Source organism: Streptomyces sp. NBRC 110028 (assembly GCF_001417735.1).
Taxonomy (GTDB): Bacteria; Actinomycetota; Actinomycetes; order Streptomycetales; family Streptomycetaceae; genus Streptomyces.
Genome location: NZ_BBUZ01000022.1, coordinates 442,923 through 466,006, shown reverse-complemented (window position 1 = coordinate 466,006; position 23,084 = coordinate 442,923). Strand labels below are relative to the sequence as shown.

Annotated in this window: 18 protein-coding genes, 1 tRNA gene and 1 pseudogene; 15 read left to right on the top strand and 5 right to left on the bottom strand. The window is 72.7% G+C overall.

Going from position 1 to position 23,084, the window contains the following annotated elements; genetic code table 11:
- Positions 1-657: 657 nt before the first annotated feature.
- Positions 658-744: transfer RNA gene (locus ASC60_RS02200), tRNA-Ser, on the bottom strand.
- 39 nt (positions 745-783) lie between these two features.
- Positions 784-2,340: a S1C family serine protease gene (locus tag ASC60_RS02195; protein WP_055546095.1), complete on the bottom strand. Its 1,557-nt coding sequence runs from the start codon at positions 2,338-2,340 to the stop codon at positions 784-786.
- Between the two features lie 187 nt (positions 2,341-2,527).
- Here ASC60_RS02195 and ASC60_RS02190 point away from each other — a divergent pair, with 187 nt between their 5' ends.
- From ASC60_RS02190 to ASC60_RS02180, 3 genes are all read left to right on the top strand, one after another.
- Positions 2,528-3,391 (top strand): glycerophosphodiester phosphodiesterase, encoded by an 864-nt coding sequence (locus tag ASC60_RS02190; protein WP_055546093.1) that lies wholly within the window; start codon positions 2,528-2,530, stop codon positions 3,389-3,391.
- A gap of 65 nt (positions 3,392-3,456) precedes the next feature.
- A complete protein-coding gene (locus ASC60_RS02185; protein WP_107096960.1) occupies positions 3,457-4,146 on the top strand; it encodes an ATP-binding protein in 690 nt (229 codons plus the stop codon).
- A 159-nt stretch (positions 4,147-4,305) separates the two neighbouring features.
- On the top strand, positions 4,306-5,274 hold the full coding sequence (locus ASC60_RS02180) for a DUF5926 family protein (protein ID WP_055546091.1): 969 nt from the start codon (positions 4,306-4,308) through the stop codon (positions 5,272-5,274).
- Positions 5,275-5,731: 457 nt separating this feature from the next.
- Here ASC60_RS02180 and ASC60_RS02175 read toward each other — a convergent pair whose 3' ends face one another.
- Positions 5,732-6,406, bottom strand: a complete 675-nt coding sequence (locus ASC60_RS02175; protein ID WP_055546089.1) for a bifunctional DNA primase/polymerase — start codon at positions 6,404-6,406, stop codon at positions 5,732-5,734.
- A 573-nt stretch (positions 6,407-6,979) separates the two neighbouring features.
- Here ASC60_RS02175 and ASC60_RS02170 point away from each other — a divergent pair.
- The 3 genes and pseudogenes from ASC60_RS02170 (at position 6,980) to ASC60_RS02160 (ending at position 11,729) form a co-directional block, all read left to right on the top strand.
- On the top strand, positions 6,980-8,572 hold the full coding sequence (locus tag ASC60_RS02170) for a PP2C family protein-serine/threonine phosphatase (protein WP_079038100.1): 1,593 nt from the start codon (positions 6,980-6,982) through the stop codon (positions 8,570-8,572).
- An 89-nt stretch (positions 8,573-8,661) separates the two neighbouring features.
- Positions 8,662-10,170: an aminopeptidase P family protein gene (locus tag ASC60_RS02165; protein ID WP_055546085.1), complete on the top strand. Its 1,509-nt coding sequence runs from the start codon at positions 8,662-8,664 to the stop codon at positions 10,168-10,170.
- 75 nt (positions 10,171-10,245) lie between these two features.
- A pseudogene (locus tag ASC60_RS02160) lies at positions 10,246-11,729 on the top strand (PLP-dependent aminotransferase family protein).
- A 65-nt stretch (positions 11,730-11,794) separates the two neighbouring features.
- On the opposite strand, the gene ASC60_RS02155 reads toward ASC60_RS02160, so the two are convergent.
- The gene (locus tag ASC60_RS02155; protein WP_055546083.1) at positions 11,795-12,298 is read right to left on the bottom strand and encodes an ATP-binding protein; all 504 of its coding nucleotides are present in this window, start codon (positions 12,296-12,298) and stop codon (positions 11,795-11,797) included.
- A gap of 201 nt (positions 12,299-12,499) precedes the next feature.
- Between ASC60_RS02155 and ASC60_RS02150 the strand changes: the two genes are divergently transcribed.
- From ASC60_RS02150 to ASC60_RS02110, 9 genes are all read left to right on the top strand, one after another.
- Positions 12,500-13,315 carry a hypothetical protein gene (locus ASC60_RS02150; protein ID WP_055546081.1) on the top strand — a complete coding sequence of 272 codons (816 nt, stop codon included), beginning with the start codon at positions 12,500-12,502 and terminating at the stop codon, positions 13,313-13,315.
- 99 nt (positions 13,316-13,414) lie between these two features.
- Positions 13,415-14,152: a YcnI family protein gene (locus tag ASC60_RS02145; protein WP_055547126.1), complete on the top strand. Its 738-nt coding sequence runs from the start codon at positions 13,415-13,417 to the stop codon at positions 14,150-14,152.
- A 152-nt stretch (positions 14,153-14,304) separates the two neighbouring features.
- Positions 14,305-14,967 (top strand): SCO family protein, encoded by a 663-nt coding sequence (locus ASC60_RS02140; protein ID WP_055546079.1) that lies wholly within the window; start codon positions 14,305-14,307, stop codon positions 14,965-14,967.
- A complete protein-coding gene (locus ASC60_RS02135) occupies positions 14,964-15,446 on the top strand; it encodes a copper chaperone PCu(A)C (protein WP_055546077.1) in 483 nt (160 codons plus the stop codon). The genes ASC60_RS02140 and ASC60_RS02135 overlap by 4 nt, the downstream gene beginning before the upstream one ends.
- 6 nt (positions 15,447-15,452) lie before the next feature.
- Positions 15,453-17,483, top strand: a complete 2,031-nt coding sequence (locus ASC60_RS02130; RefSeq protein WP_079038099.1) for a copper resistance CopC/CopD family protein — start codon at positions 15,453-15,455, stop codon at positions 17,481-17,483.
- A complete protein-coding gene (efeB, locus tag ASC60_RS02125) occupies positions 17,480-18,757 on the top strand; it encodes an iron uptake transporter deferrochelatase/peroxidase subunit (protein ID WP_079038098.1) in 1,278 nt (425 codons plus the stop codon). The genes ASC60_RS02130 and efeB overlap by 4 nt, the downstream gene beginning before the upstream one ends.
- A gap of 78 nt (positions 18,758-18,835) precedes the next feature.
- Positions 18,836-19,771: a prephenate dehydratase gene (gene pheA, locus ASC60_RS02120; protein WP_055546075.1), complete on the top strand. Its 936-nt coding sequence runs from the start codon at positions 18,836-18,838 to the stop codon at positions 19,769-19,771.
- 555 nt (positions 19,772-20,326) lie between these two features.
- Positions 20,327-21,604: a serine--tRNA ligase gene (gene serS, locus ASC60_RS02115; protein WP_055546073.1), complete on the top strand. Its 1,278-nt coding sequence runs from the start codon at positions 20,327-20,329 to the stop codon at positions 21,602-21,604.
- The gene (locus ASC60_RS02110) at positions 21,601-22,410 is read left to right on the top strand and encodes an HAD family hydrolase (RefSeq protein ID WP_055546072.1); all 810 of its coding nucleotides are present in this window, start codon (positions 21,601-21,603) and stop codon (positions 22,408-22,410) included. The genes serS and ASC60_RS02110 overlap by 4 nt, the downstream gene beginning before the upstream one ends.
- A 76-nt stretch (positions 22,411-22,486) precedes the next feature.
- Here the strand turns inward: ASC60_RS02110 and ASC60_RS02105 are convergent, their stop codons facing one another.
- Positions 22,487-22,936 carry a phospholipase gene (locus ASC60_RS02105; RefSeq protein ID WP_055546070.1) on the bottom strand — a complete coding sequence of 150 codons (450 nt, stop codon included), beginning with the start codon at positions 22,934-22,936 and terminating at the stop codon, positions 22,487-22,489.
- Positions 22,937-23,084 lie beyond the last annotated feature (148 nt).

The window sequence follows — 23,084 nt, the reverse complement described above, 5'->3', positions numbered from 1 at the left end:
AGCAACAACATCGAGCAGTCATCGGTGGCGGCGCCGCACACAGGGTGGGCGGAGATGCAGTTACTCGAACGGGCTGGCCCCCTCCACAACGGGCCGAAACTGGGGGAGCAACCGCCGACCGACGCGGGCCGTATCAATCGCATGTGCGACAGCTACACACCCGCATGCACGATGAAGCTGCGGTACGGCAGAGAAGTGCAGCAACCATCACGACAGCAGCGGACCACCGCCAGTCCGAGCCACCCACGTGACCAGCCCAGCAGACCTCACCGACCGCCCCGCCTGAGGTTGCCTGACGCCAGCCGTGACGCCAACGGCCGCGTACGCCGACGCCAGCAGCGGACGTCAGCGGACCGCCTAGCCAGGCGAAACGGCCACCGGCAGCAGCCTTACTCGGCCTGAAAAGCGAAAGGTCGCCGGTTCGACCCAGGCCCCGTCCCAGCTCCGGCGCAGTGCGCGGCGCGCGCGGCCCGGCGTCCGCAGCAGACCTTGGCCGAGGAGAACACCGTCATGGCTGGGGGTCGGCTCCACCGACTCGGGCACGTGCCCCCCGCGTGCCCGGTCGGGCGGGAAACCACGGGGAACAGCGGCCAACAGCGGGCAGTGGGCAAGGCGAAGGCCCCCGACCTCGATTGCAGGTCAGGGGCCGGTTAGCGGCGGAGGCTGTGGGATTTGAACCCACGGTGACATCGCTGCCACGACGGTTTTCAAGACCGTTCCCTTAGGCCGCTCGGGCAAGCCTCCCCGCGCCGCCCTGGGGGGCGCGGGGATCAGCCTAGCGTGTCAGCTGTCTCCCTTGCGCTGCCCCAGGGTGACGTCGACCGTCGAGGTCTTGCCGTCGCGCTTGTAGGTGAGGGTGACCTTGTCGCCGGGCTTGTGGGTCCAGATCTCGCTGATCAGGGTCGGGCCGCTGTCGATCACGGTGTCGTCGAGCTTGGTGATCACGTCGCCGGACTTGAGGCCCGCCTTGGCAGCCGGGCCGCCGGGGACGACGGCGGGGCTGCCGCCGGCGCCGTTGGCGGCGATCGTGGCGCCGGCGCCGGAGTCCTTCATGCTGACCGTGGCCTCGATCACCGGGTAGACCGGCTGGCCGGTCTTGATCAGCTGCTGGGCGACGGTCTTCGCCGTGTTGATCGGGATGGCGAAGCCGAGGCCGATGCTGCCGGACTGCTGGGACTCGCCGAGGCCGCTGCCGCTGCCCGCGGACTGGATGGCCGAGTTGATGCCGATGACGCCGCCGTCCGCGTTGAGGAGCGGGCCGCCGGAGTTGCCGGGGTTGATGGAGGCGTCGGTCTGCAGGGCGCTCATGTAGGAGGCGTTGCCACCGCCGCCGTCGCTGGAGGCGACCGGGCGGTTCTTGGCGCTCACGATGCCGGTGGTGACGGTGCCGGAGAGGCCGAAGGGGGCGCCGATGGCGACCGTGGCGTCGCCGACGACGACCTTGTCGGAGTTGCCGAGCGGCAGCGGGTTGAGCTTGGCGCCGGAGGCGTTCTTGAGCTTGATGACGGCGACGTCGTAGCCCTGGGCCTTGCCGACGACCTCGGCGGTGTACCGCTTGCCGTTGGAGAAGGTGGCGGTGAGCTTGCCGTTGTCGGCGGCGGAGGCGACGACGTGGTTGTTGGTGAGGATGTGGCCCTGCTTGTCGTAGACGAAGCCGGTGCCGGTGCCGCCCTCACCGTTGTTGCCCTGCGCCTCGATGGTGACGACGCTGGGCAGGGTCTTGCCCGCGATGTTGGACACGGAGCCGGGGGCGCGGCTCTCCGCCTTCGGGTTGCCGACGGCGGAGACGGTGGTGGTGTCGCCGCTGTCGTTCTCCCGGTCGGCGGCCCAGAAGCCGACGCCACCGCCGATGCCGCCCGCGACCAGGACGGCGGCCAGGACGGCGGCCACGAGTCCGCGGGGCTTGCGCTCCGGCGTCGCGGGAGGGGGCGGTACGGGGCCGGCTCCCCACGGGTCGCCCGGCCCGCCGGGGCCGCCGCCCTCGGCGCCGGAACCCGGGCCGTCCGGCTGTCCGCCGCCGGAGGGCCACGGTCCGGAGCCGGGGGCGCCGTAACCGGGGGCACCGCCGGGGTCGCCCGCGCCGGTCGACGCGAACGCCTCCGGGGGCCGGCTGGGGGCCGGGGGCTGGGCCGGCGGGGTGGGGGACGGCGCCGGGCCGCCCGCCTGCGCCGTCCGGTCCGGGGACGGGCCTATCGGCGCGTCCGGCGCGGCCGACTTCGTGCCCGCGGTGGGCTCGAAGTCCGGCGCGGGCGGCACCGCGGGGTTCGGGTGCGGCGCCGGAGGGGCCGGTTGCGGCCCGGCCGCAGGCGGTACGGCAGCGCCCTCGTTCTCGGTGCTCACAGCTGTCTCCTCAGGTGCACGACAGTTTTCCATGACGGCCCACGCGTACGTCTTACCGTTGTCAGCTTTTCCCACGGCGCGTCAGACCGCCGTAAGGAGCGGCGGCCGTGTGGACTACCACCCTTTATCCCGGACAATTCGCCCTATCGCCATTCCGGGCAACGGCGGGAAGCGGGACCTTCCACCGATGGACACCGGGCGGTGGCACCATAACTCGGTGACCTATGCGCGTTCTGACCGGGACATCCGCCCGGGTCCGCACACCGTATCCGTCGTGGCCCACCGCGGGGCCTCCGAGGACGCGCCGGAGCACACCCTGGCCGCGTACCGCAGGGCGCTGGAGGACGGCGCCGACGCCCTCGAATGCGACGTCCGGCTGACCGCCGACGGCCACCTCGTCTGCGTCCACGACCGGCGCATCGACCGCACGTCCAACGGTCGCGGCGCGGTCTCCGGGCTGGAGCTGGCCGATCTCGCGGCCCTCGACTTCGGGTCCTGGAAGGGGCAGGCCACCGACAAGGAGGCGCCGGACCGGGACAGCCGCGACAGTACGTCCGTCCTCACCCTCGAACGACTGCTGGGGCTGATCGCCGACACCGGACGCCATGTCGAACTGGCGATCGAGACCAAGCACCCCACCCGGTGGGCGGGCCAGGTCGAGGACCGGCTGATCCGGCTGCTGCGCCGGTACGGGCTCGATGCGCCGCCGCCCGGCGAGCCGCCGCCGGTGCGCGTCATGAGCTTCTCGGCGCGCTCGCTGCACCGGGTGCGGCTCGCGGCGCCCGCCATCCCCACCGTCTATCTGATGCAGTTCGTCCTGCCGCGCCACCGGGACGGGCAGCTCCCGCCCGGGGTACGGATCGCCGGGCCCAGCATCCGGATCGTGCGCAACCACCCGGCGTATGTGACGCGGCTGCAGCGCGCGGGGCACCGAGTGCACGTGTGGACCGTCGACGAACCGGCCGATGTCGAGCTGTGCGTGCGGCTGGGGGTCGACGCGCTGATCACGAATCGCCCCAAACGGGTCCTGTCCCAACTCGGGCGCTCATAGTGGGCATTACAAGGCGTGCACCGGCGCGTTCGTTACGTATTCGATCGTGACGAGTGCGTCACACGATGCCACTTGGCCGGTTTCCGCTCCAGCCCGTCGGGGCATTCATCCCCTGGCGTGGGGCTAAGGAGGTCTCGGGGGTGGCGTTGGTGGTGGCACAGAAGGTGCCGACGTCGTCGACCATGGCCGTACCCCATGGTCCTGCGGGCGTCCGCGCGGCAAGACAGTGGATGCGCAGTGATCTGGGCAGGACTGGGGTATCGGATTCGGTCATAGACGACGCAGTGTTGATCCTTTCGGAACTGCTCAGCAATGCGTGGCGGCATGGCAGCCCATGGCGCTCCGACCCTGGCGGCGGGACGGTTCGCGCGGCCTGGAGGGTCGACGAAGACGATCGGGTGATGGTCGAAGTCACGGATGGCGGTGGCCCCACAAGGCCACTTCCGGCCAAACCTTCCGTCACGGCCCGCGGGGGCCGGGGGCTGAACATCATCAGATCCCTGTCCGACGACTGGGGCGTGCGCGACGGCACGGGCGAGGTCACCGTATGGGCCCTCCTGCCGGCCGACACCGGCTTCTCCGGCCGGGTCATGCTGTCCACCGATCTCGGCGCGGGCCTCGGCGCCGGTGCCGGGACAGGCCTCGTGGCGAACATCGACCCGTATATCGACAATGTCGACGCGAACGTCGACACGGACATCGATCCCGACTTCGACCGCGAGCTGGGCTTCGCCGATCTGGACGAGTCGGCGTGAGCGACGCGGCGCATCTGGCCGACGCGGTTCGGCCGACGGGCTAGGCTCCCGCCCGTACGTGTAGCCGTACGACCTACGACGGCAGACGCGCCGATACGGGCCTGTATGCGAGCCGTACGCACAAGCCCTGAGCCGCCACGATCGGGAGACAGCCACACCATGGCCAAGAAGCGCCGCCCCCAGACGAAGGCCGCAGGAGCACGGAGCGCCACGGGCGACATCCCCGTGGTGAGTGCGCGGGAGCCCTGCCCGTGCGGTTCGGGCCGCCGCTACAAGGCCTGCCACGGCCGGGAGGCCGCCCACTCCGCCACCGAGCTGGTGCAGCGGCCCTTCGAGGGGCTTCCCAACGAGTGCGACTGGGTGGCACTGCGCGAGCTGGTGCCCGCCGCCACCGTCCGGCTGACCCTCGCCGAGGGCCTGCCCGAGGGCGTGCCGTCGGTCACCCTGGCGACCGTCCTGCCGATGGCCTGGCCCGCGCTGCGACGGGACAGCGGCGCCGTGCTGGTCGGCCTGCAGAACGACACGGCCTCCGGCGACCTCAGCCGCGATCTGGCCGACACGCTGCGGCGCGCGCTGACCGCCGAGCCGGGCACGCCGGTGTCCGCCCAGCGGGTGCCCGGCGACGGTCCGCGCCTACAGGACCTGCTCGACCCGAAGGGCGCTTTCACGCCGACCCTGCACGAGGGGTTCGAGTTCTGGCTGGAGGACGCCGCGAACGCCACCGGGGAGGTCGCCGCGTCCCTGGAACGGGCCAACGCCGCCGCGATCCCCACCGCCCGGCTCACCGGGGTGGAGGCCGCCTACTGGTGCGAGACGCCGGAGAAGAACCACCTGCGCTGGGTGATGTCCCACCCGGAGGAGAAGCTGCTCGACGCGCTCGCGCGGCTGCATGCGGCGGGGGCGTCCTCGCTGGGTGACAACACCCGTCTGGTGGGCTCTTTCCGGGCCCACGGGCTCACCGTGCCGGTGTGGGACCTGCCCCGCGGCATGGGCGCGGAGGAGACCGAGAAGCCCGCCGCGGAGCTGGCGGAGCGGCTGGGCGAGGCGCTCGCCTCGGACGAGCCGCTCACCCCCGAACAGCGGCGCGCGCGGGGCGGTCTCACCAACCGTCAGGTGACGCTCAGCTGAGGTTCCGGGCGGGGCCGGCCGGGCACCCGGACGGCGTGACGCTGCTCACAACTCGCGAGTACGGCATGAAAATACACGTCCGGAAATCCGCGATCGAATTTGCTTAGGGCCGATCTCTTGTTACGGTTCTAAAAGCCCGGTCGCTGGTGCATCCCCCGTCGCCAGCGACCGGGCGCTTCCATGTCCGGAACCGGAACGTACGAGTCCGGTACGGGCCAACCGGCCCCGGTGCCGCGGGAGTTGCCTCCGGCCGCGAGGTACGCGGGCGGGCCTCGGGCCGACGCAGCCAGGCCGCCGGAAATCACCCGACCGCACCACACGCGGCGAGGCCGTGGGCCGCGCCGCGTGTGCCGTTGACGTATGTGGTTGACGTCTTTCGCCGACGCGTGTGACGAGGGCGGCGAACGCCCGGGGCAGTGGCGGCGAACGCCCGGGGCAGTGGCGGTGACCGCCCGGGTCAGTAGGCGAGCCGGCTGCCCCCGTCGGGCGCGCTGCTGCTCGCCTCGACGAGCGCGTCCACCACGGTGGCCACCTCCGGCAGCCAGGGCCGCCCGCGGCGGCGCTGCGGCGCCCGCTCCCAGCGCACCCGGCCCAGACCCGTCTGCGACGGCGGCAGCACCAGATAGCCGCCCTCGCCGTGGAACCGCAGCGAACTGGGCACCCAGTCCTGGCGGTGGAGCAGCTCGCCCAGCTCTTCGAGGGAGTACGGGGCCACCAGCAGCGACCAGCGGGTGGGCGTGGCGACCACCGGGCCGAGCCGGATGCCCGCCCGGTCGAAGGCGGCCAGCGCCCGGGCCCCGGCGACCGCGGGCAGGCTGAGCGCGCACGGGGCCGTGCCGCCGGTGGCCAGCAGGAGCGGCGCACCGGGGCGGTTGGTCCACCACCAGCGCACCATGCGCGGGTCGGTGGTGGCGGCGAGGAGAACGGGGTCGAAGGGGTGCCCGCCCGGCACCGCACACTCCGGGTCGGGACAGCCGCACACCCGCATGCGCCCGCCGCCGGACTGGAGGCCGATGCCGGGCAGGACGGGCCACTGCCACTCGGTGGCGCAGGTGAGCGCCGCGCGGAGCAGCGGCGAGCGCGCGCCGCGCCGCAGCGAGAACTTGCGTCGCCTTCCGAGGATCTCGCGCATGAGCGCTCGTTCCTTTCCGTTAACGCCGAGGGCTGTATCCGTTCGCACTACATGGCACTTCACATGGCACTACGTGGCGCTGCCGGGCATCGTTCGGCCACTCACAGCACATGGATCACAAGTCACTGCGCGTACAAGGCAGCGCATCACGCCGCGGGCCGAGCGTGGAACGTGGCGAGGGGTGGCGCGCGCATGGCGCTTCCGTCCTGGGTGGTGCGTTTCCTCGCCACTCGGGGAGGGGCGCGGCCGTTGTGGTCTATGACGCCTGGACCGGCCACGGGGTTCCGGGGCGGTCCGAACTGCCCCAGGCCCTCTCCGAATGTCTACCCGCCGCGATGGAGACGACGCGCTGTCGAATGACGTCAGTCGACCTCAAATTGGCTGCGTAGCGACTTTTTTTCGGCCAAGTTCAATTCCTCCCAGACACTAACAAGACCACCGGGACAATGCTGGACATCGCCTCTCCCGTGCGTGTACATCTGGAGACAGTAGCGGCACAGTAGCGGCGCAGCACGACAGGGGGTTTGCGATGCTATTGAGCAAGCTGGGCGCGGCGGGTGAAGGCAGCGGGCCATGAACTCGCCCCATCCGCCGAAAGTGGCTGGAATCGATTCTTCCCTCCCCGCACCCACGCAAACTGCCGACCCCATCAGCCCGCCCCTCGCCGCGCCGGAACCCGGGGTTCAGGACCGGCTCGCCGGGTGGGTGTCGGATCTCACGACGCTTCACGAACTCACCGAGCGGCTGGTCCATACCAGTACCCTCGATGACGCGCTGCGGGAGCTGCTGCGCGCGGGCGCCGCGCTGGTGGGCGCTCAGCGCGGGCTGGTCTCGCTCGAACCGGCGGACGGGCAGGGCCCGGTGACCACCGTCGGCCTCGGCCTCGGCCGCGCCGACCTCGGCCAGATCGAGACGATCCCGGGCAGCTCCGCGCCCGGCGGCCATCTCCTCGACGGGCTGCCCGAGCCGGACGGCAAGCGGCGCGCCGAGGTCACCCATCCCGACATCGCGGGCGAGGCGGGTCTCCATCCGCTCCATCGCGCGGTCGCCGCCCGCCTCGGGTTCGCCGCCAGCTACGCGGTCCCCCTGGACCCCTCCCCCGGGCCCGGGCCGGGGCCGGGGCTCGCCATCGTCCCCGCCGCCGAGGACGCGTCCCCGGGTGCGGGCGACCGTACGGCGCCGGGCGCGGGGCGGGGCGCCGCGCAGGGCTCCGCACCGGCCGGTGTCCCCGGCGCGGCGGACGTGCCCGCCGGGCGGCTCGGCGCGGTCGCCTGGCTCTACGACGAACCGGCCGAGCCCGAGGAGCACCAGCGTCATCTGGTGGCGCTGTACTGCCGTTACGCCGCCGCCCACCTCATCCGGCTGATCGAGCTGACCCGGGCCCGCGCCACCGTGGCGACCATCCGGGAGGAGCTGCTGCCCACCCGGCTGCCGCGGCTTCCCGGGGTGCGCCTGGCCGTCCGTCACCGCCCCGCTCCGCGGGGCGGTGGGGACTGGTACGACGCGCTGTCGCTGCCGGACGGCGCCCTCGGCCTCTCGGTCGGCGCGGTCACCGGTTCCGGGCCGAGCACCATCGTCGCGACGGGGCGGCTGCGGGCCTCGCTCCGGGCGTACGCCGTGATGGAGGGCGAGGATCCGGTCGCCGTGCTCTCCGATCTGGAACTGCTGCTGCGGCTCACCGAGCCCGCGCGCTCCGCGACCGCCCTGTTCGCGTACTGCGAGCCCGGGGTGCGCCGGGTGCTGCTGGCCGGGGCGGGGCACTGCCCGCCGCTGATCACCGGGGAGCGGCGTACGGAGTTCGTGGAGACCACGCTGTCCGCACCGCTGGGCATGCTGTCCTGCTGGGAGGCGCCGAGCGTGGAGATCGAGCCCGGCTGCGGAGAAACGCTTTTGTTCTACAACGACGGGCTGCTCCACCGCACCGGTGAGCCGATGGACCGGGCCTTCGCCCGGCTGCACGCGGCGGCCGCCGGTGCCCCCAGGGCGGTGCGCGCCGATCCGGACGCCTTGGCGGACCATGTGCTGCTGACGATGTTCCCCGGGGCCCCCGGCGGCCAGGCCGACGGGGGCGTCGGCCCCGGGCCCGGTGCGGGGGAGGCACGCGCGGGCGACGGTGCGGGGGACGGTGCGGAGGACCTCGTCCTGCTCGTCGCCCACTTCGACTGACCGTCGGCGTCGGCGGCGGGGGCGGGGGCGGTCGGCGGCTGATCGGCGGCGCCCATGATGTCTCCCGGGCGTCGTACCCCGGATCTACCATGGGAGAGGTCCAGTTCGAGGAGGATGACGTGACCGAGGAGCCCACTCCTGACGCCCCGGAGACCCCGGAGGCCGAGGAGCAGCCCATCAAGCAGCGGAAGAACGGCCTCTACCCCGGCGTTTCCGATGAGCTTGCCGAGAGCATGAAGTCCGGCTGGGCGGACACCGAGCTGCACGACCTGAGCCCCATCGAACAGGCCCCGAACACGGCCCGCCGCCGTGCCGCGCTCTCCGCGCGCTTCCCCGGCGAGCGCCTGGTCATCCCCGCGGGCAACCTCCGCACCCGCTCCAACGACACGGAGTACAGCTTCCGCGCCGCGACCGAGTACGCGTACCTCACCGGCGACCAGACGGAGAACGGCGTCCTGGTGCTGGAGCCGGACGCGGGCGGGGGCCACAAGGCGACGGTGTACCTCCTGCCGCGCTCCAACCGGGAGAACGGCGAGTTCTGGCTGGACGGCCAGGGCGAGCTGTGGGTCGGGCGGCGGCACAGCCTCGGCGAGGCCGAGCAGCGCTTGGGCCTGCCCGCCAAGGACGTACGGGAGCTGGCCGACCAGCTCGGGACCGCGACCGGCCCGGTGCGCGTCGTGCGCGGGCATGACGCGGGGATCGAGGCGGCGCTGACCGACAAGGTCACCGCCGAGCGCGACGAGGAGCTGCGGGTCTTCCTCAGCGAGCAGCGCCTGGTCAAGGACGAGTTCGAGATCGGCCAGCTGCAGCGGGCCGTCGACTCGACCGTGCGGGGCTTCGAGGACGTGGTGAAGGTCCTCGACAAGGCGGAGGCGACCTCGGAGCGCTACATCGAGGGCACGTTCTTCCTGCGCGCCCGCGTCGAGGGGAACGACGTCGGCTACGGCTCGATCTGCGCCGCCGGACCGCACGCCACCACCCTCCACTGGGTGCGCAACGACGGCCCGGTCCGCTCCGGCGACCTGCTGCTCCTCGACGCCGGGGTCGAGACCACCACCCTCTACACCGCGGACGTCACCCGCACCCTGCCGGTGGACGGCAGCTACACCCCGCTCCAGCGGAAGATCTACGACGCGGTGTACGAGGCGCAGGAAGCGGGCATCGCCGCGGTCAAGCCGGGCGCGAAGTACCGCGACTTCCACGACGCCGCCCAGCGGGTCCTCGCCACCAAGCTCGTCGAATGGGGCCTGGTCGAGGGCCCGGTCGAGCGCGTCCTGGAGCTGGGTCTGCAGCGCCGCTGGACGCTGCACGGCACCGGCCACATGCTCGGCATGGACGTGCACGACTGCGCCGTGGCCCGCACCGAGACCTATGTCGCGGGCACGCTGGAGCCCGGCATGTGCCTCACCGTCGAGCCCGGCCTCTACTTCCAGCCGGACGACCTGACCGTGCCCGAGGAGTACCGGGGCATCGGCGTCCGGATCGAGGACGACATCCTGGTGACGGAGGACGGCAACCGCAATCTGTCGGCCGGGCTGCCGCGGTCCGCCGATGACGTCGAGGCGTGGATGGCCCGGATCATCGCCCAGCGGAGCTGAGGCCGAAGGCGGGGCGGGGGGAGCGGCGGGCGCCGCTCCCCCCGCTGTCATCGACCGCCGATAGAGTCCGTGCTCATGGCCGAGCCATGGGTCGATGCGGCGGAGGCCCTGGGCAGTGACCTGCATCTGGAGCCGGCCGGGGCGGGCGGCCGCCGGGCCGCCGTGATGCGCGCGCTGCGCGACGCCATCCGGAGCGGGCGGCTCGCCCCCGGCACCCGGCTGCCGCCCTACCGCTCGCTCGCCGCCGACCTCGGTGTCGCCCGCAACACGGTCGCCGACGCGTACGCCGAGCTGGTCGCCGAGGGCTGGCTCACCGCCCGCCAGGGCTCGGGGACGCGGGTGGCGCCCCGGGCCGACCCGCCTCCGGCCCGGCGGACCGGCCGTCCTGCCGTACGGACCGGCACCGCCCGCGGCGTCCACCGCGCCGACGGCGGCGGGGAGACCGCCCCGCGCCCCGTCCACAGCCTGCTCCAGGGCCGGCCGGACGCCGCCGCCTTCCCGCGCGCCGCCTGGCTGGCCTCGGCCCGGCGCGCGCTGACCGCCGCGCCCAGCGAGACGTTCGGCCCGGCGATCCGCACGGCCGCCCGGAGCTGCGCCGTGCCCTGGCCGACTACCTCTCCCGGGCCCGCGGCGTGCGCACCGCCCCGGACCGGATCGTGATCTGCTCGGGCTTCGCGCACGCCCTGCGGCTGCTGAGCGGCACCCGCGCACTGCGCCACCAGGCGGCCGTCGAGGCGTACGGCCTGGACTTCCACCGCTCGCTGCTGGCCGCCGCCGGAATCCGGACGGTGCCGCTCCCGCTGGACGAGGACGGCGCCCGCACCGAGGAGCTGGCCGCCCGCCGGGACCTGCGGGGCGTGCGGACCGTACTGCTCACCCCGGCCCACCAGTTCCCGACCGGCGGGCCGCTGCACCCGGAGCGGCGCGCCACCGCCGTCGCCTGGGCGCGGGCGAGCGGCGGGCTGATCGTGGAGGACGACTACGACGGGGAGTTCCGCTACGACCGGCGGCCGGTCGGCGCCGTCCAGGGCCTCGATCCCGACCGGGTGCTGTACGCCGGCTCGGTCAGCAAGAGCCTCTCGCCCGCCCTGCGGCTGGGCTGGATGGTGCTCCCGGACGCGCTGGTGGACCAGGTGCCGGCCGCCAAGGGCGAGCGCGAGGGGTGGGCGAGCGCCCTCGATCAGCTGACGCTCGCGGACTTCCTGGAGTCCGGCGGCTACGACCGCCACGTACGCCTGATGCGCCAGCGCTACCGGCGGCGCCGCGACCAGTTGGTGGCCGCGCTCGCCGAGCGCGCCCCGCACATCCGGGTCTCCGGCATCGCCGGCGGGCTGCACGCGGTCCTGACGCTGCCGCCCGGAACCGAGCGCTCCGCCGTGCGGGCCGCCGCCTCGCGCGGGCTCGCCCTCGACGGGCCGGCCGGCTACCGCCACCCCGATGCCACAGGACCGGCCCATGACGGCCTGGTGGTGGGCTATGCGACCCCGCCCGATCACGCGTTCGCGAAGGCGCTGGACGCGCTGTGCCGGGCGCTGCCGCCCGGTGAAAACCCTCGGTGAGGCCCCGCCGGTCCCCTGGGGAGACCGGTGGGGCCCCGGGGAGCCCCGTGGGGAGTGACGCGCGGCTACGACGCTCTGAGCAGAGAGTCCTCGCGCCACTTGAGGATCTTGTCGAAGCTCACCACCACCCCGCCGCGGCCCGGTCGGTCGCGATAGCGGACGTGATCGGTGAGTGCCTCGATGAGAAAGAGCCCCCGCCCGTGCTCCGCGTGTGCGGGAGCCGGACTGTGCGGGTGCTGCGGCCTCGGCGCCGCTGCCGGACGCCGCTCGCTCCGAGTGCGCGCCTCACGGCGCACGGTGCCACGGCCGGAGAAGCCGGGGCCCGAGTCGGTGACCTCGATGCGGCAGGTGTCGCCGTCGATGAAGGCCGTGACGCGATAGTCCCCGCCCGTACCGTCGCTGCCGCCGTGCTCCACCGCGTTCGCACACGCCTCGGAAAGGGCGACCGACAGATCGTAGGAGATTTCCGGATCGACTCCGGCCGTCTCCATGGTGCCGAGGAGCAGTCGTCGTGCGAGCGGAACGCTCGCCGCCTCGCGGGGCAAATGGAGTGACCACCAGATGCTCATGCTCCAGCCTCCCGGCCGCGGCTCGACATACCGTTACGTATTGCCTGGGTCCATGGTCCGTAAGCGTCCGATTGGCGTGACTCCGCTCATTCGGCGGACGCGCGCGGTAGGCGCATCGGTGTATAGGCCTGTCCCGGTGTGCGCCGGTACGCCCTACCCGCCGTAGAGAACGCGTTTACCCAGTGGGATGATGGCGCGGCCATGGCTTCCCCTGTCGCCCGTGCGGGTGCCGATCTGCGCATGCTGCGGGCCGCGGTGTTCACCGCGGTCTGTGTCGTGCTGTCCGCGGCGGGGCATGTGCTGGCGTCCTGTGCCACCGTGCCGCTGTGGACGCTCGGCGCGGGGGCCGCGGCGATGTTCGCGGTGGCGCTGCCGCTGGCCGGGCGGGAGCGGGCGCTGCCCGGGATCGCGGCGGTGCTGGCGCTGGGGCAGCTCGCGCTGCACTCCCTCTTCGGCTACGGACAGCAGCAGGCGGCCGCCGCCGCGGAGGCCGCCCACCGCGTGGACGCCGGCGAGGGCCGCGTCATCGGCATGGCGGCGAAGCTGCTGTGCACCACGCTCCCCGGCCGCCTCGACGCGGCCGCGGCGCACCGGATCGTCGCCCGGTCGGGCATCGACCCGTCGTCCCTGCACTCCGCGCCCGCCGGCGCGGCGCCCGGCCCCGAGCACCACATGGGCCTGACGACCCTGCTGCCGTCGCTGCCGATGACCCTGGGCCATCTGCTGGCCGCGCTCGCCGTCGGCTGGCTGCTGCGGCGCGGCGAGATGGCCGTGTGGCGGGCGGTACGGCTGTCGCTGGACGGGGCGCGCGGGGTCGCGGAGGTCGCGCTCGTGCGGTCGCTGCGCGCCGCGCTGGGCCTCGTACGGACGCTGCTCGCCGGGCTCACGGACGCCGCGTCCGGCGCCGCGCCGCCCCGCCCCCGTACGGACGGGGCCGACGAGGGCGGGACGACGGCCGTCGTCCTCCAGCACAGCGTGATCAGGCGGGGACCCCCGGCTTGCGAGCTCGCGGCCTGACGCGACACTCCTCCAGCGGGACCGGAGGGTGGCCGTGCCGGCGCCGCACGCGCGCCAACCCACCGATCACTCCTCCTCTGGAGCGTTTACATGAACGCCATGCGTCTTCGCCGTCTGCCGGTTCTCGGCGGCCTCACCGCGGGCGCCCTGGTGCTGCTCGCCGCGGGCCCCGCCTTCGCGCACGTCAGCGTGCAGCCGGGGCAGGCCGAGAAGGGCGGCTACAGCACCGTCGACTTCAAGGTGCCCAACGAGCGGGACGACTCCTCGACCGTCAAGCTCGAGGTCAGCCTGCCCACCGACCATCCGCTCGCCTCCGTGATGCCCCAGCCGGTGCCCGGCTGGGACGTGAAGGTCACCAAGTCCAAGCTCGCCAAGCCCATCGAGACCGACGACGGCAAGGTGACCGAGGCGGTCACCAAGATCACCTGGACCGGCGGCACGATCGAACCGGGCATGTTCCAGCAGTTCCCCGTCTCGGTCGGCCCGCTGCCCGAGGACGCCGACCAGCTCGCCTTCAAGGCCCTCCAGACCTACGACGACAAGCAGGTCGTGCGCTGGATCGAGGAGCCCAAGGAGGGCGCGCCGGAGCCCGAGAACCCGGCGCCGGTCCTCAAGCTCACCGACGCCGCCGACGGCTCGGACGGGCACGGCTCCGCAAGCGCGGGCGACGCCAAGGGGGCGAAGGCCACGGCGGCCGGTGACACGGCGAAGACCGCCGCGGAGCCGGACGGCGACGGCACCGACACCACCGCCCGGGTGCTGGGCATCGCGGGCATCGTCATCGGCGCCGCCGGAGTCACCTTCGGAGTGCTCGCGGGCCGCCGCCGCTCCGCCTGACCCGCATGACCCGCATGACGAGCCGAAACGCCGCGTGACGGCATGGCGTGACCGCGCGTCCTGACCCTGCGCCGCGGTACGCCCGGCGGCGGGCCCCCGGCCCGCCGCCATCACGCACCACCGATCCGACCATCTCTTTGGAGAACAGCTCCATGCGCACCAAGATCCTGGGCTCCGCCCTCGTCGCCGCCGCCGCGCTCACCCTCACCGCCTGCGGCGGCTCCGGCGACGGCGGGGACAAGGGGGACAGCGCCGCCAGCGTCTCGGGCGGCCGGAAGACCGGACAGGCGATCGTCCTGAACGGCGACGCCAAGGCCAAGCCCGACCTCGTCCTCACCGACACCGAGGGCGAGAAGTACGACCTGGTCAAGGAGACCAAGGGCCACCCGACCCTGGTCTTCTTCGGCTACACCCACTGCCCGGACGTCTGCCCGCTGACCATGAGCAACCTCGGCATCGCTGTGTCCAAGCTGCCCAAGGCCGAGCGGGACAAGCTGCGGGTCGTGTTCGTGACCACCGACCCGGAGCGCGACACCCCGCAGCGGATGCGCAAGTGGCTGAACGCCCAGGGCGGCACGGACTTCGTCGGGCTGACCGGCGACTTCGACACCATCCAGGCCGGGGCCAAGCCGCTCGGCATCTTCATCGAGAAGCCGAAGAAGGAGAAGGACGGCAGCATCACCGTCAACCACGGCGCCCAGGTGCTGGGCTTCTCGCCCAAGGACGACAAGGGGCACTGGATCTACACCACCTCGACCTCGCCCCAGCAGTACGCCAAGGACCTCCCGAAGATCATCAAGGGGGAGAACCCGTGACCGCCACCCGGCACCGGGCCGCCGCCGCGGCCGCCCTCGCCCTCGGCCTGACCGGCGCCCTCACCGCCTGCGGCGACAACGGCGGCGGGGACGGCGGGGGCAGCGGGGACCGCCCCGAGCTGTCCGTCAGCGGCGCCTACATCCCGCGACCCGCGATGGCCGACATGGCGGCGGGCTTCCTGACCGTGACGAACAAGGGGGGCGGCGCGGACAGGCTGACGTCCATCACCACCCCGATCGCCCGCGACGTCACCCTGCACACCACCAAGGGCACCCGGATGAAGCAGGTCAGCTCGCTCGACGTGCCCGCGGGCGGCCGACTCCGGCTGTCCAGCGGGGGCGATCATCTGATGCTGACAAAACTGGCCCATAAGCCGAAGGTCGGTGAGAAGGTCGAATTCACCCTGCACTTCGCCATGTCCGACCCCATCACGATCAAGGTCCCGGTCGAGCCGATGACGTACCGTCCCAAGGACTGACAGCCGATGCCCTCGCTGACCTCCCCGACCGCCCGGCCCCGAAGCGATGCCCCAACCGGTGCCCGGGCCTCCGTCGCCGCCCGGCGGCTGCTGTCGGTCCTCGGCGCCCTGTTCGCCGCGCTGCTGTGCGCGCTGAGCTTCGGCGCCGGGCCCGCGTCCGCGCACGCCGCGCTCACCTCCACCAGCCCCGGCGAGGGCGCGGTGGTGAAGTCCGCGCCGTCGGACGTCACGCTCACCTTCTCGGAAGGCGTGCTGCTCGGCCGGGACGCGCTGCGCGTCCTCGACCCCAAGGGCAAGCGCGTGGACGCCGGGAAGGCGGCCCACACGGGCGGCAAGTCCTCGACCGCGTCGGTCGCGCTGCGCTCCGGGCTGGCCGACGGCACCTACACGGTGGCGTGGAAGGCGACCTCGGAGGACAGCCACCCGGTGAGCGGCGCGTTCACCTTCTCCATCGGCGCCCCGTCCAAGACCTCGGTCGCGGCGCCGACGGGCGGGAGCGGCGACAGCACGGTCACGACGCTGTACGGCATCGGGCGGTACGCGGCCTACGGCGGCTTCGCGGCGCTGGTCGGCGCTTGTGTGTTCGCCGGGCTGTGCCGGTCCTCCCGCCCGGTCCGGAAGATCGCCGTCGGCGGCTGGGCGACGCTCTTCGGGTCCACCGTGCTGCTGTTGCTGCTGCGCGCGCCGTACGCCAATTCCGAGGGGATCGGCAAGGTCCTCGACCTCGGCGGGCTCGGCGACGCCCTCGACACCAAGCCGGGCGCGGCGCTGGTGTCCCGGCTGCTGCTGCTCGGCGTGGCGGCGGTCTTCCTCGCCGTGCTCTTCGGCTCGTACACCCGCCACACCGAGGCGGCGGAAGATGACGCCAAGCGCCGCCAGGACCTTGCCTTCGGGCTCGGCTTCGGCGGTGTCGTCGTCGCGGTGGGCCTGGCCTCGACCTGGGCGATGGCCGAGCACGCCTCGGTGGGCATCCAGCGGCAGCTGGCCATGCCGGTCGACGTGATCCACCTGGTCGCGGTCGGGGTGTGGGTGGGCGGTCTGGCCTCGCTCGCGGTGACGCTGCGCGCGGGCGTGCCGATCGAGCGGGCTGCCGTGGCCCGCTTCTCCCGGCTCGCCTTCGGTTCCGTCATCGCCCTGGTCCTCACCGGGCTGTACCAGTCGTGGCGGCAGGTCGGCTCGTGGAAGGCGCTGACCGGCACCGACTACGGGCGGGTGCTGCTGGTCAAGGTGGGCCTGGTGGCGGTGCTCGTCGGCATCGCCGCCGTCTCGCGCCGCTGGACCGCCCGTCTGTCGGATGCCACGGCCTCCGCGGACGTCCCCGCGGACGCCTCCGCTGAAGCGGAAGACGAGGCCAAGGCGGTGGTGAAGGCCGGGCAGCCGGTCCGAACCGGCGGCGCCGGGGCCGGGGAGGGCTCGGACGGGGGCTCCGACGGGGACGCCGGAACGAACGACGATCCCGTACGCAGCGCCCAGCTCGCCCGTCAGCGGGCCGCCAAGGACAAGACCGCCGCCCGGCGGGAGCGCGACGCCGACCCGCAGCGCAGCGGGCTGCGCCGCTCGGTGATCGCCGAGACCGTCGTGGCCGCCGTGCTGCTCGCGGTGACCACCGTGCTGAGCGGCACCCAGCCGGGCCGGGCGGAGACCGGGAAGCCCCCGGCGGCGGCCGCGGTGGACCCCGCAGGGCCGAACGTCGATCCGGTGAGCGTGGAGATCCCCTACAACACCGGCCCCAAGAGCGGCCGCGGCAAGGCCATCGTCATGCTCGACCCGGCGCTGCCCGGCGACAACGCGCTCAACGTCTTCATCAGCGACTTCGCCGACCGCCCGATCGACGTGCCGGAGGTGAAGGTCGCCCTGACCCTGAAGCAGAAGGGCCTGGGCCCGCTGTCGATCCCCCTCAAGCACCGGTCCACCGGGCACTGGAGCGCCCAGGGCGTGCAGCTCCCCATGCCCGGGAAGTGGCTCCTCTCCCTCACCGTACGTACCTCCGACATCGACCAGGTGACGGAGACCAGGAACGTGAAGATCGCACAATGAGCACTCAGCAGGCCCCGAAAGCCCCCGAAACCACCCAGGACCGGCAGGCGCCCCCGCCCGGGGTGTCCCGGCGCCGTCTGCTGGGCACGGCCGGCGCCGCGGGCGCGGCCGGGCTCGTCGTCGGCGGAGCGGCCGGCGCGTACGCCGCGGAGGCGACGCGGGACACCCCCCGGCCGCTCAGCTCGGTCGGCCGGGCGACCGTCCCCTTCAACGGCGAGCACCAGGCGGGGATCACCACCCCGCTGCAGGCCCATGGCCATCTCGTCGCCTTCGACCTGGCGCCCGGTGCGAACCGCCGGCAGGCCGCCGCGCTGCTGCGCCGCTGGTCCAGGACGGCGCGCGAGCTGACCGAGGGCAGGACGCCGCCGGACGACACGGGCATCGCGCTCGACGCCGGACCGTCGTCCCTCACCGTCACCTTCGGCTTCGGCCGCTCCTTCTTCGGCAAGGCCGGGCTGAAGGACCGGCTCCCGGAGGCTCTCGCTCCGCTCCCCGACTTCGCCTCCGACGCGCTCGACGCGAAGCGCAGCAACGGCGACCTGTGGATCCAGATCGGCGCCGACGACGGACTCGTCGCCTTCCACGCGCTGCGCGCGCTGCAGCGGGAGGCCGGGGGCACGGCCCGGCTGCGCTGGCAGATGAACGGCTTCAACCGCGCCCCCGGGGCCACCGGCCACCCGATGACCGTGCGCAATCTGATGGGCCAGGTCGACGGCACGAACAACCCCAAGCCGCAGGAGCCGGACTTCGACCGGCGGATCTTCGTCCCCGGCAACGGGGACCCGGCCTGGATGGCGGGCGGCTCGTACGCCGTGGTGCGCCGGATCCGGATGCTGCTCGACTCCTGGGACAACCTCTCCCTGGAGCGGCAGGAGAAGGTCATCGGCCGCCGCAAGTCGGACGGGGCGCCGCTGTCCGGCGGCACCGAGACGACCCCGGTGCGGCTCGACAAGATGAACGCGGACGGGGCGCTGGCCATTGGCGGCGCCGCCCACGTACGGGTCGCGGCGCCCGAGTCGAACCAGGGCGCGGCGATGCTGCGCCGCCCGTTCTCGTACCACGACGGCTTCCGCGACGACGGGGCGCCGGACGCGGGGCTGCTGTTCATCGCCTGGCAGGCGGATCCGATGAAGGGGTTCGTACCGGTGCAGCGGAAGCTGGACCTCGGGGACGACCTGTCCCGGTTCCTGCGGCACGAGGCCAGCGCGCTCTTCGCGGTGCCGGGCGGCTGTGCCCCGGACGGGTACGTGGGTCAGGCACTCTTGGAAGGGTGAGCGCGGGATGAACCCTCTCGTCCCCGGCCGCCGCTGGGTATCGTGGCGGCTCTCATACGATCACAGGGAGCCACCGTGATGTCGGCCAGCCACTATGCCTACCTCGGCCCCGAGGGAACCTTCACCGAGGCCGCGCTGCGGTCCTTGCCGGAGGCGGCCACGCGCGAGCTGGTCCCGATGGTCTCGGTGCCCGCGGCGCTGGACGCCGTGCGCGGCGGCGCGGCGGCGGCGGCCCTGGTCCCCATCGAGAACTCGGTCGAGGGCGGGGTCACCGCGACCCTCGACGAGCTGGCCACCGGCGAACCGCTGATGATCTACCGCGAGGTGCTGCTGCCGATCAGCTTCGCGCTGCTGGCGCGGCCGGGCACCACGATCTCGGACGTCAAGACCGTGACCGGGCACCCGGTGTCCCAGCCGCAGGTGCGCAACTGGCTCGCGGCGAACCTGCCGGACGCCCTGTGGGAGTCGGCGGCGTCGAACGCGGACGGCGCGCGGCTGGTGCAGGAGGGGCGCTACGACGCGGCGTTCGCGGGCGCGTTCGCGGGGCCGAAGTACGGCCTGGAGCCGCTGGTCACCGACATCCACGACGCGCAGAACGCGATGACCCGCTTCGTGCTGGCCGGCCGCCCGGCCCGGCCCGCCGCCCGGACCGGCGCGGACAAGACATCCGTGGTGATCTGGCTGGGCGACGACCACCCGGGCGCGCTGCTGGAGCTGCTGCAGGAGTTCTCGGCGCGCGGCGTCAACATGATGCGGATCGAGTCGCGCCCGACCGGCGAGGGCATCGGCCGCTACTGCTTCTCGGTGGACTGTGAGGGGCACATCACGGACCGGCGGGTGGGGTCGGCCCTGATGGGGCTGCGGCGGATCTGCCCGAAGGTGCGCTTCCTGGGCTCGTACCCGCGCGCGGGGGTGGAGGCGGCGGACCTGGCTCCGCTGCGCCACGGCACCTCGGACGAGGCGTTCGCTGAGGCGGCGGAGTGGCTGGCCCGCTGCCAGGACGGGCGGGGCTGATCCCGGCCGGAAGCGCCGCGTCCCGGTCCGGTCAACGCCGGGCCCGGGCGTCACCGTGGAAAAGTTATCCACAGGCTCGGCTCCGCGCTGGGGACAAGTCGACAACGCCCATCAGACAATGTCGACACATCACCACAGTCGCCTCATCGGCTTACATCACTGGATATTGCACATCTGTCACCACAATTCCATCGATCCGCTCTTTGGAGTGAGGGATTCCTCTCTTAAAGAGTGTGTGAACGCGGTTCGATAGGGGAATCCATCGCCGAGCACTCGGCGGACTAAACGATCACCGCGACATCCACAGATCTCACACACAGGCTGTGGATAACTCGCGGGTATACCAACAGGCCTGTGGACAACGAAACGCCAACTCGCCCCGCGCGCAGGGGAAGACAGTCATCTCTTTGCCCCTTTTCAGGGAATCCGCGCGCATTGCTTGACGTCGACCCACACAGGAATTCCCAGGTTTTCCCACAGCCCTAAATGGGGGCAAAAAGGGGCACACCGGAATATCGCGTCGAGCCCCCGAGGTCACACCGGTAACCTGGGGGGGTGATTGACCTTCGCCTGCTCCGTGAGGACCCCGACCGTGTGCGCGCCTCCCAGCGCGCCCGTGGAGAAGACGTCGACATCGTCGACGCGCTCCTGGCAGCCGACGAGCGGCGCAGGTCCTCCAGCGTCCGCTTCGACGAGCTGCGCGCCGAACAGAAGGCGCTCGGCAAGCTCGTCCCCAAGGCCTCCGGGGACGAGAAGGCCGAGCTGCTGAAGAAAGCCGGTGAGCTGTCCGCCGCGGTCAAGGCGGCCGACGCCGAGCAGGACGCGGCGGCCGAGGAGACCCAGACCCTGCTGCGCCGGCTGGGCAATCTGGTCCACCCGGACGTCCCCGTGGGCGGTGAGGACGACTTCACCGTCCTGGAGACGGTCGGCACCCCGCGCGACTTCGCGGCCGAGGGCATCACCCCCAAGGACCACCTGGAGCTGGGCGAGCTGCTCGGCGCGATCGACACCGAGCGCGGCGCCAAGGTCTCCGGATCGCGCTTCTACTACCTCACCGGCGTCGGCGCGCTGCTGGAGCTCGCGCTGGTGAACGCGGCGATGGCACAGGCCACCGCGGCGGGCTTCACCCCGGTGCTCACCCCGGCGCTGGTCAAGCCGAAGGCCATGGAGGGCACCGGCTTCCTGGGCCAGGCCGCGGAGGACGTCTACCACCTGGACAAGGACGACCTCTATCTGGTCGGCACCTCCGAGGTGCCGCTGGCCGCGTACCACATGGACGAGATCCTGGAGGCGGAGCAGCTGCCGCGGCGCTACGCGGGCTTCTCCTCCTGCTTCCGCCGCGAGGCCGGGTCGTACGGCAAGGACACCCGGGGCATCTTCCGGGTGCACCAGTTCGACAAGGTCGAGATGTTCGTCTACACGACGCCGGAGGAGGCCGAGGCCGAGCACCAGCGGCTGCTGGAGTGGGAGAAGCAGTGGCTGACCTCGCTGGAGCTGCCGTTCCGGGTGGTCGACCTGGCCTCGGGTGACCTGGGCTCGTCCGCGACGCGGAAGTTCGACTGCGAGGCGTGGATCCCGACCCAGGGGAAGTACCGCGAGCTGACCTCGACGTCCAACACCACCGAGTTCCAGTCGCGGCGGCTGTCGATCCGGATGCGCGAGGGCAAGAAGGTGCGTCCGCTGGCGACGCTGAACGGCACGCTGTGCGCGGTCACCCGGACCATCGTCGCGATCCTGGAGAACCACCAGCAGGCCGACGGTTCGGTGCGGGTGCCCGAGGTGCTGCGGCCGTTCCTGGGCGGGCGCGAGGTTCTGGCGCCGGTCGCCCGGTGAGCGCCGGCGCCCTTCCGTATCGCCTGGTCGCGACGGATCTGGACGGGACCCTGCTGCGTTCCGACCACACCGTCTCGGCCCGTACCCGCGCCGCGCTCGCCACGGCCACCGCTGCCGGGGCCGCCCATATCGTCGTCACCGGGCGCACCGTCCCGGTGGCCCGGCACATACTGGACGACCTCGGCTACGAGGGGCTCGCGGTGTGCGGCCAGGGCGCGCAGCTCTACCACGCGGGCGAGCACCGGCTGCTGACCTCCGTCACGCTGGACCGCCAGGTGGCCATGCTGGCGCTGGAGAAGATCGAGGCGGAGACCGGTCCGCTGCTGCTGGCGGCGGCCCGCGACGGGCTCGACGGCGAGGTGCTGTTCGGCCCGGGGTATCGGGTCGGGCACGGGGAGATGCCGGTCAGCTCCTTCAGCGACCCGGACGAGGTGTGGTCCGCGCCCATCAGCAAGCTCTACATCCAGCACGCCGAGCTGGGCGACGACGCGCTCGCGGACGCCGCGCGGATCGCCGCCGGGGGTCTGGTCGGGGTGACGATGGCGGGCGCGGGTCTGGTGGAGCTGCTGCCGCTGGGGCTGACCAAGGCCACGGGCCTCTCACTGGCCGCCCGAAGGCTGAAGGTGACGGCCGCGGACACCATCGCGTTCGGCGACATGCCCAACGACATCCCGATGTTCGCCTGGGCGAAGCACGGGGTGGCGATGGCAGGCGCGCACGACGACCTGAAGGCCGTCGCCGACGAAATCACCGCCTCCCATGACGAGGACGGCATCGCCGTGGTGCTGGAGCGCCTCTTCGGCTGAGCCATCGGCGGATGACGCGTGACGACGGGCGGCCCCTGGCGGGCCGCCCGTCGTCATTTCTCCTGCGGGGTCCGGCTCAGCCGAGGTTCTTCACGGCCTGGTAGTAGGTCCACGCGGTGCCGTCGCAGGTGGTCTTCGTGGCACCGGTGTAGGCGGTGCACACCCGCTTGAGGTCCTCGTAGAAGGCGCTGTCGAGACGGGCCTTGTTGGCGTCGAAGATGCCGAGCGCCTTGTGGTTGCGGTACCCGAAGTCGTGGCGGGCGCACGAGGTCTGGAAGGGGAAGCCGAAGGGGTTGTCGGGCGAGCTGCTGCAGTAGTCGGTGGACCAGTCGAACGCGTACGCGGCCCACGCGCCCTGGTTGCCGCGGGCCGCGAGCCAGGTGTTGTAGCTGGCGGCACTGGTCTGGGTCCAGCCGGCGAGCACCTGCGCCTTGTCGGCGGGGACGGCCTCGGCGGGGGCGGCCAGGGCGACGGTGGCGGCCGCGGTGACCGCGGTGGCGGCAAGACTCGTGGCGAGACGACGCATTTCGGGTTCCCTCCGTTGGTTGCTGACGGCAGCTCAAACCGCCAGCTCGGGTGGCGGGTTGCGGAACGGTGTGAGGTGGCGCACAACCAGAGTTCGGCAGGTTCCTGACAAGCGTCAAGATCTGGACAGGCGTATGGATGAACAGAGT

Excerpts from the sequence above, each read along its gene's own strand:
- ASC60_RS02190 (WP_055546093.1), top strand. The coding sequence starts at position 2,528 with ATGGACACCGGGCGGTGGCACCATAACTCGGTGACCTATGCGCGTTCT.
- ASC60_RS02185 (WP_107096960.1), top strand. The coding sequence starts at position 3,457 with ATGCCACTTGGCCGGTTTCCGCTCCAGCCCGTCGGGGCATTCATCCCC.
- ASC60_RS02180 (WP_055546091.1), top strand. The coding sequence starts at position 4,306 with ATGGCCAAGAAGCGCCGCCCCCAGACGAAGGCCGCAGGAGCACGGAGC.
- ASC60_RS02175 (WP_055546089.1), bottom strand. The coding sequence starts at position 6,406 with ATGCGCGAGATCCTCGGAAGGCGACGCAAGTTCTCGCTGCGGCGCGGC.
- ASC60_RS02170 (WP_079038100.1), top strand. The coding sequence starts at position 6,980 with ATGAACTCGCCCCATCCGCCGAAAGTGGCTGGAATCGATTCTTCCCTC.
- ASC60_RS02165 (WP_055546085.1), top strand. The coding sequence starts at position 8,662 with ATGGGAGAGGTCCAGTTCGAGGAGGATGACGTGACCGAGGAGCCCACT.
- ASC60_RS02155 (WP_055546083.1), bottom strand. The coding sequence starts at position 12,298 with ATGAGCATCTGGTGGTCACTCCATTTGCCCCGCGAGGCGGCGAGCGTT.
- ASC60_RS02150 (WP_055546081.1), top strand. The coding sequence starts at position 12,500 with ATGGCTTCCCCTGTCGCCCGTGCGGGTGCCGATCTGCGCATGCTGCGG.
- ASC60_RS02145 (WP_055547126.1), top strand. The coding sequence starts at position 13,415 with ATGCGTCTTCGCCGTCTGCCGGTTCTCGGCGGCCTCACCGCGGGCGCC.
- ASC60_RS02140 (WP_055546079.1), top strand. The coding sequence starts at position 14,305 with ATGCGCACCAAGATCCTGGGCTCCGCCCTCGTCGCCGCCGCCGCGCTC.
- ASC60_RS02130 (WP_079038099.1), top strand. The coding sequence starts at position 15,453 with ATGCCCTCGCTGACCTCCCCGACCGCCCGGCCCCGAAGCGATGCCCCA.
- efeB (WP_079038098.1), top strand. The coding sequence starts at position 17,480 with ATGAGCACTCAGCAGGCCCCGAAAGCCCCCGAAACCACCCAGGACCGG.
- pheA (WP_055546075.1), top strand. The coding sequence starts at position 18,836 with ATGTCGGCCAGCCACTATGCCTACCTCGGCCCCGAGGGAACCTTCACC.
- ASC60_RS02105 (WP_055546070.1), bottom strand. The coding sequence starts at position 22,936 with ATGCGTCGTCTCGCCACGAGTCTTGCCGCCACCGCGGTCACCGCGGCC.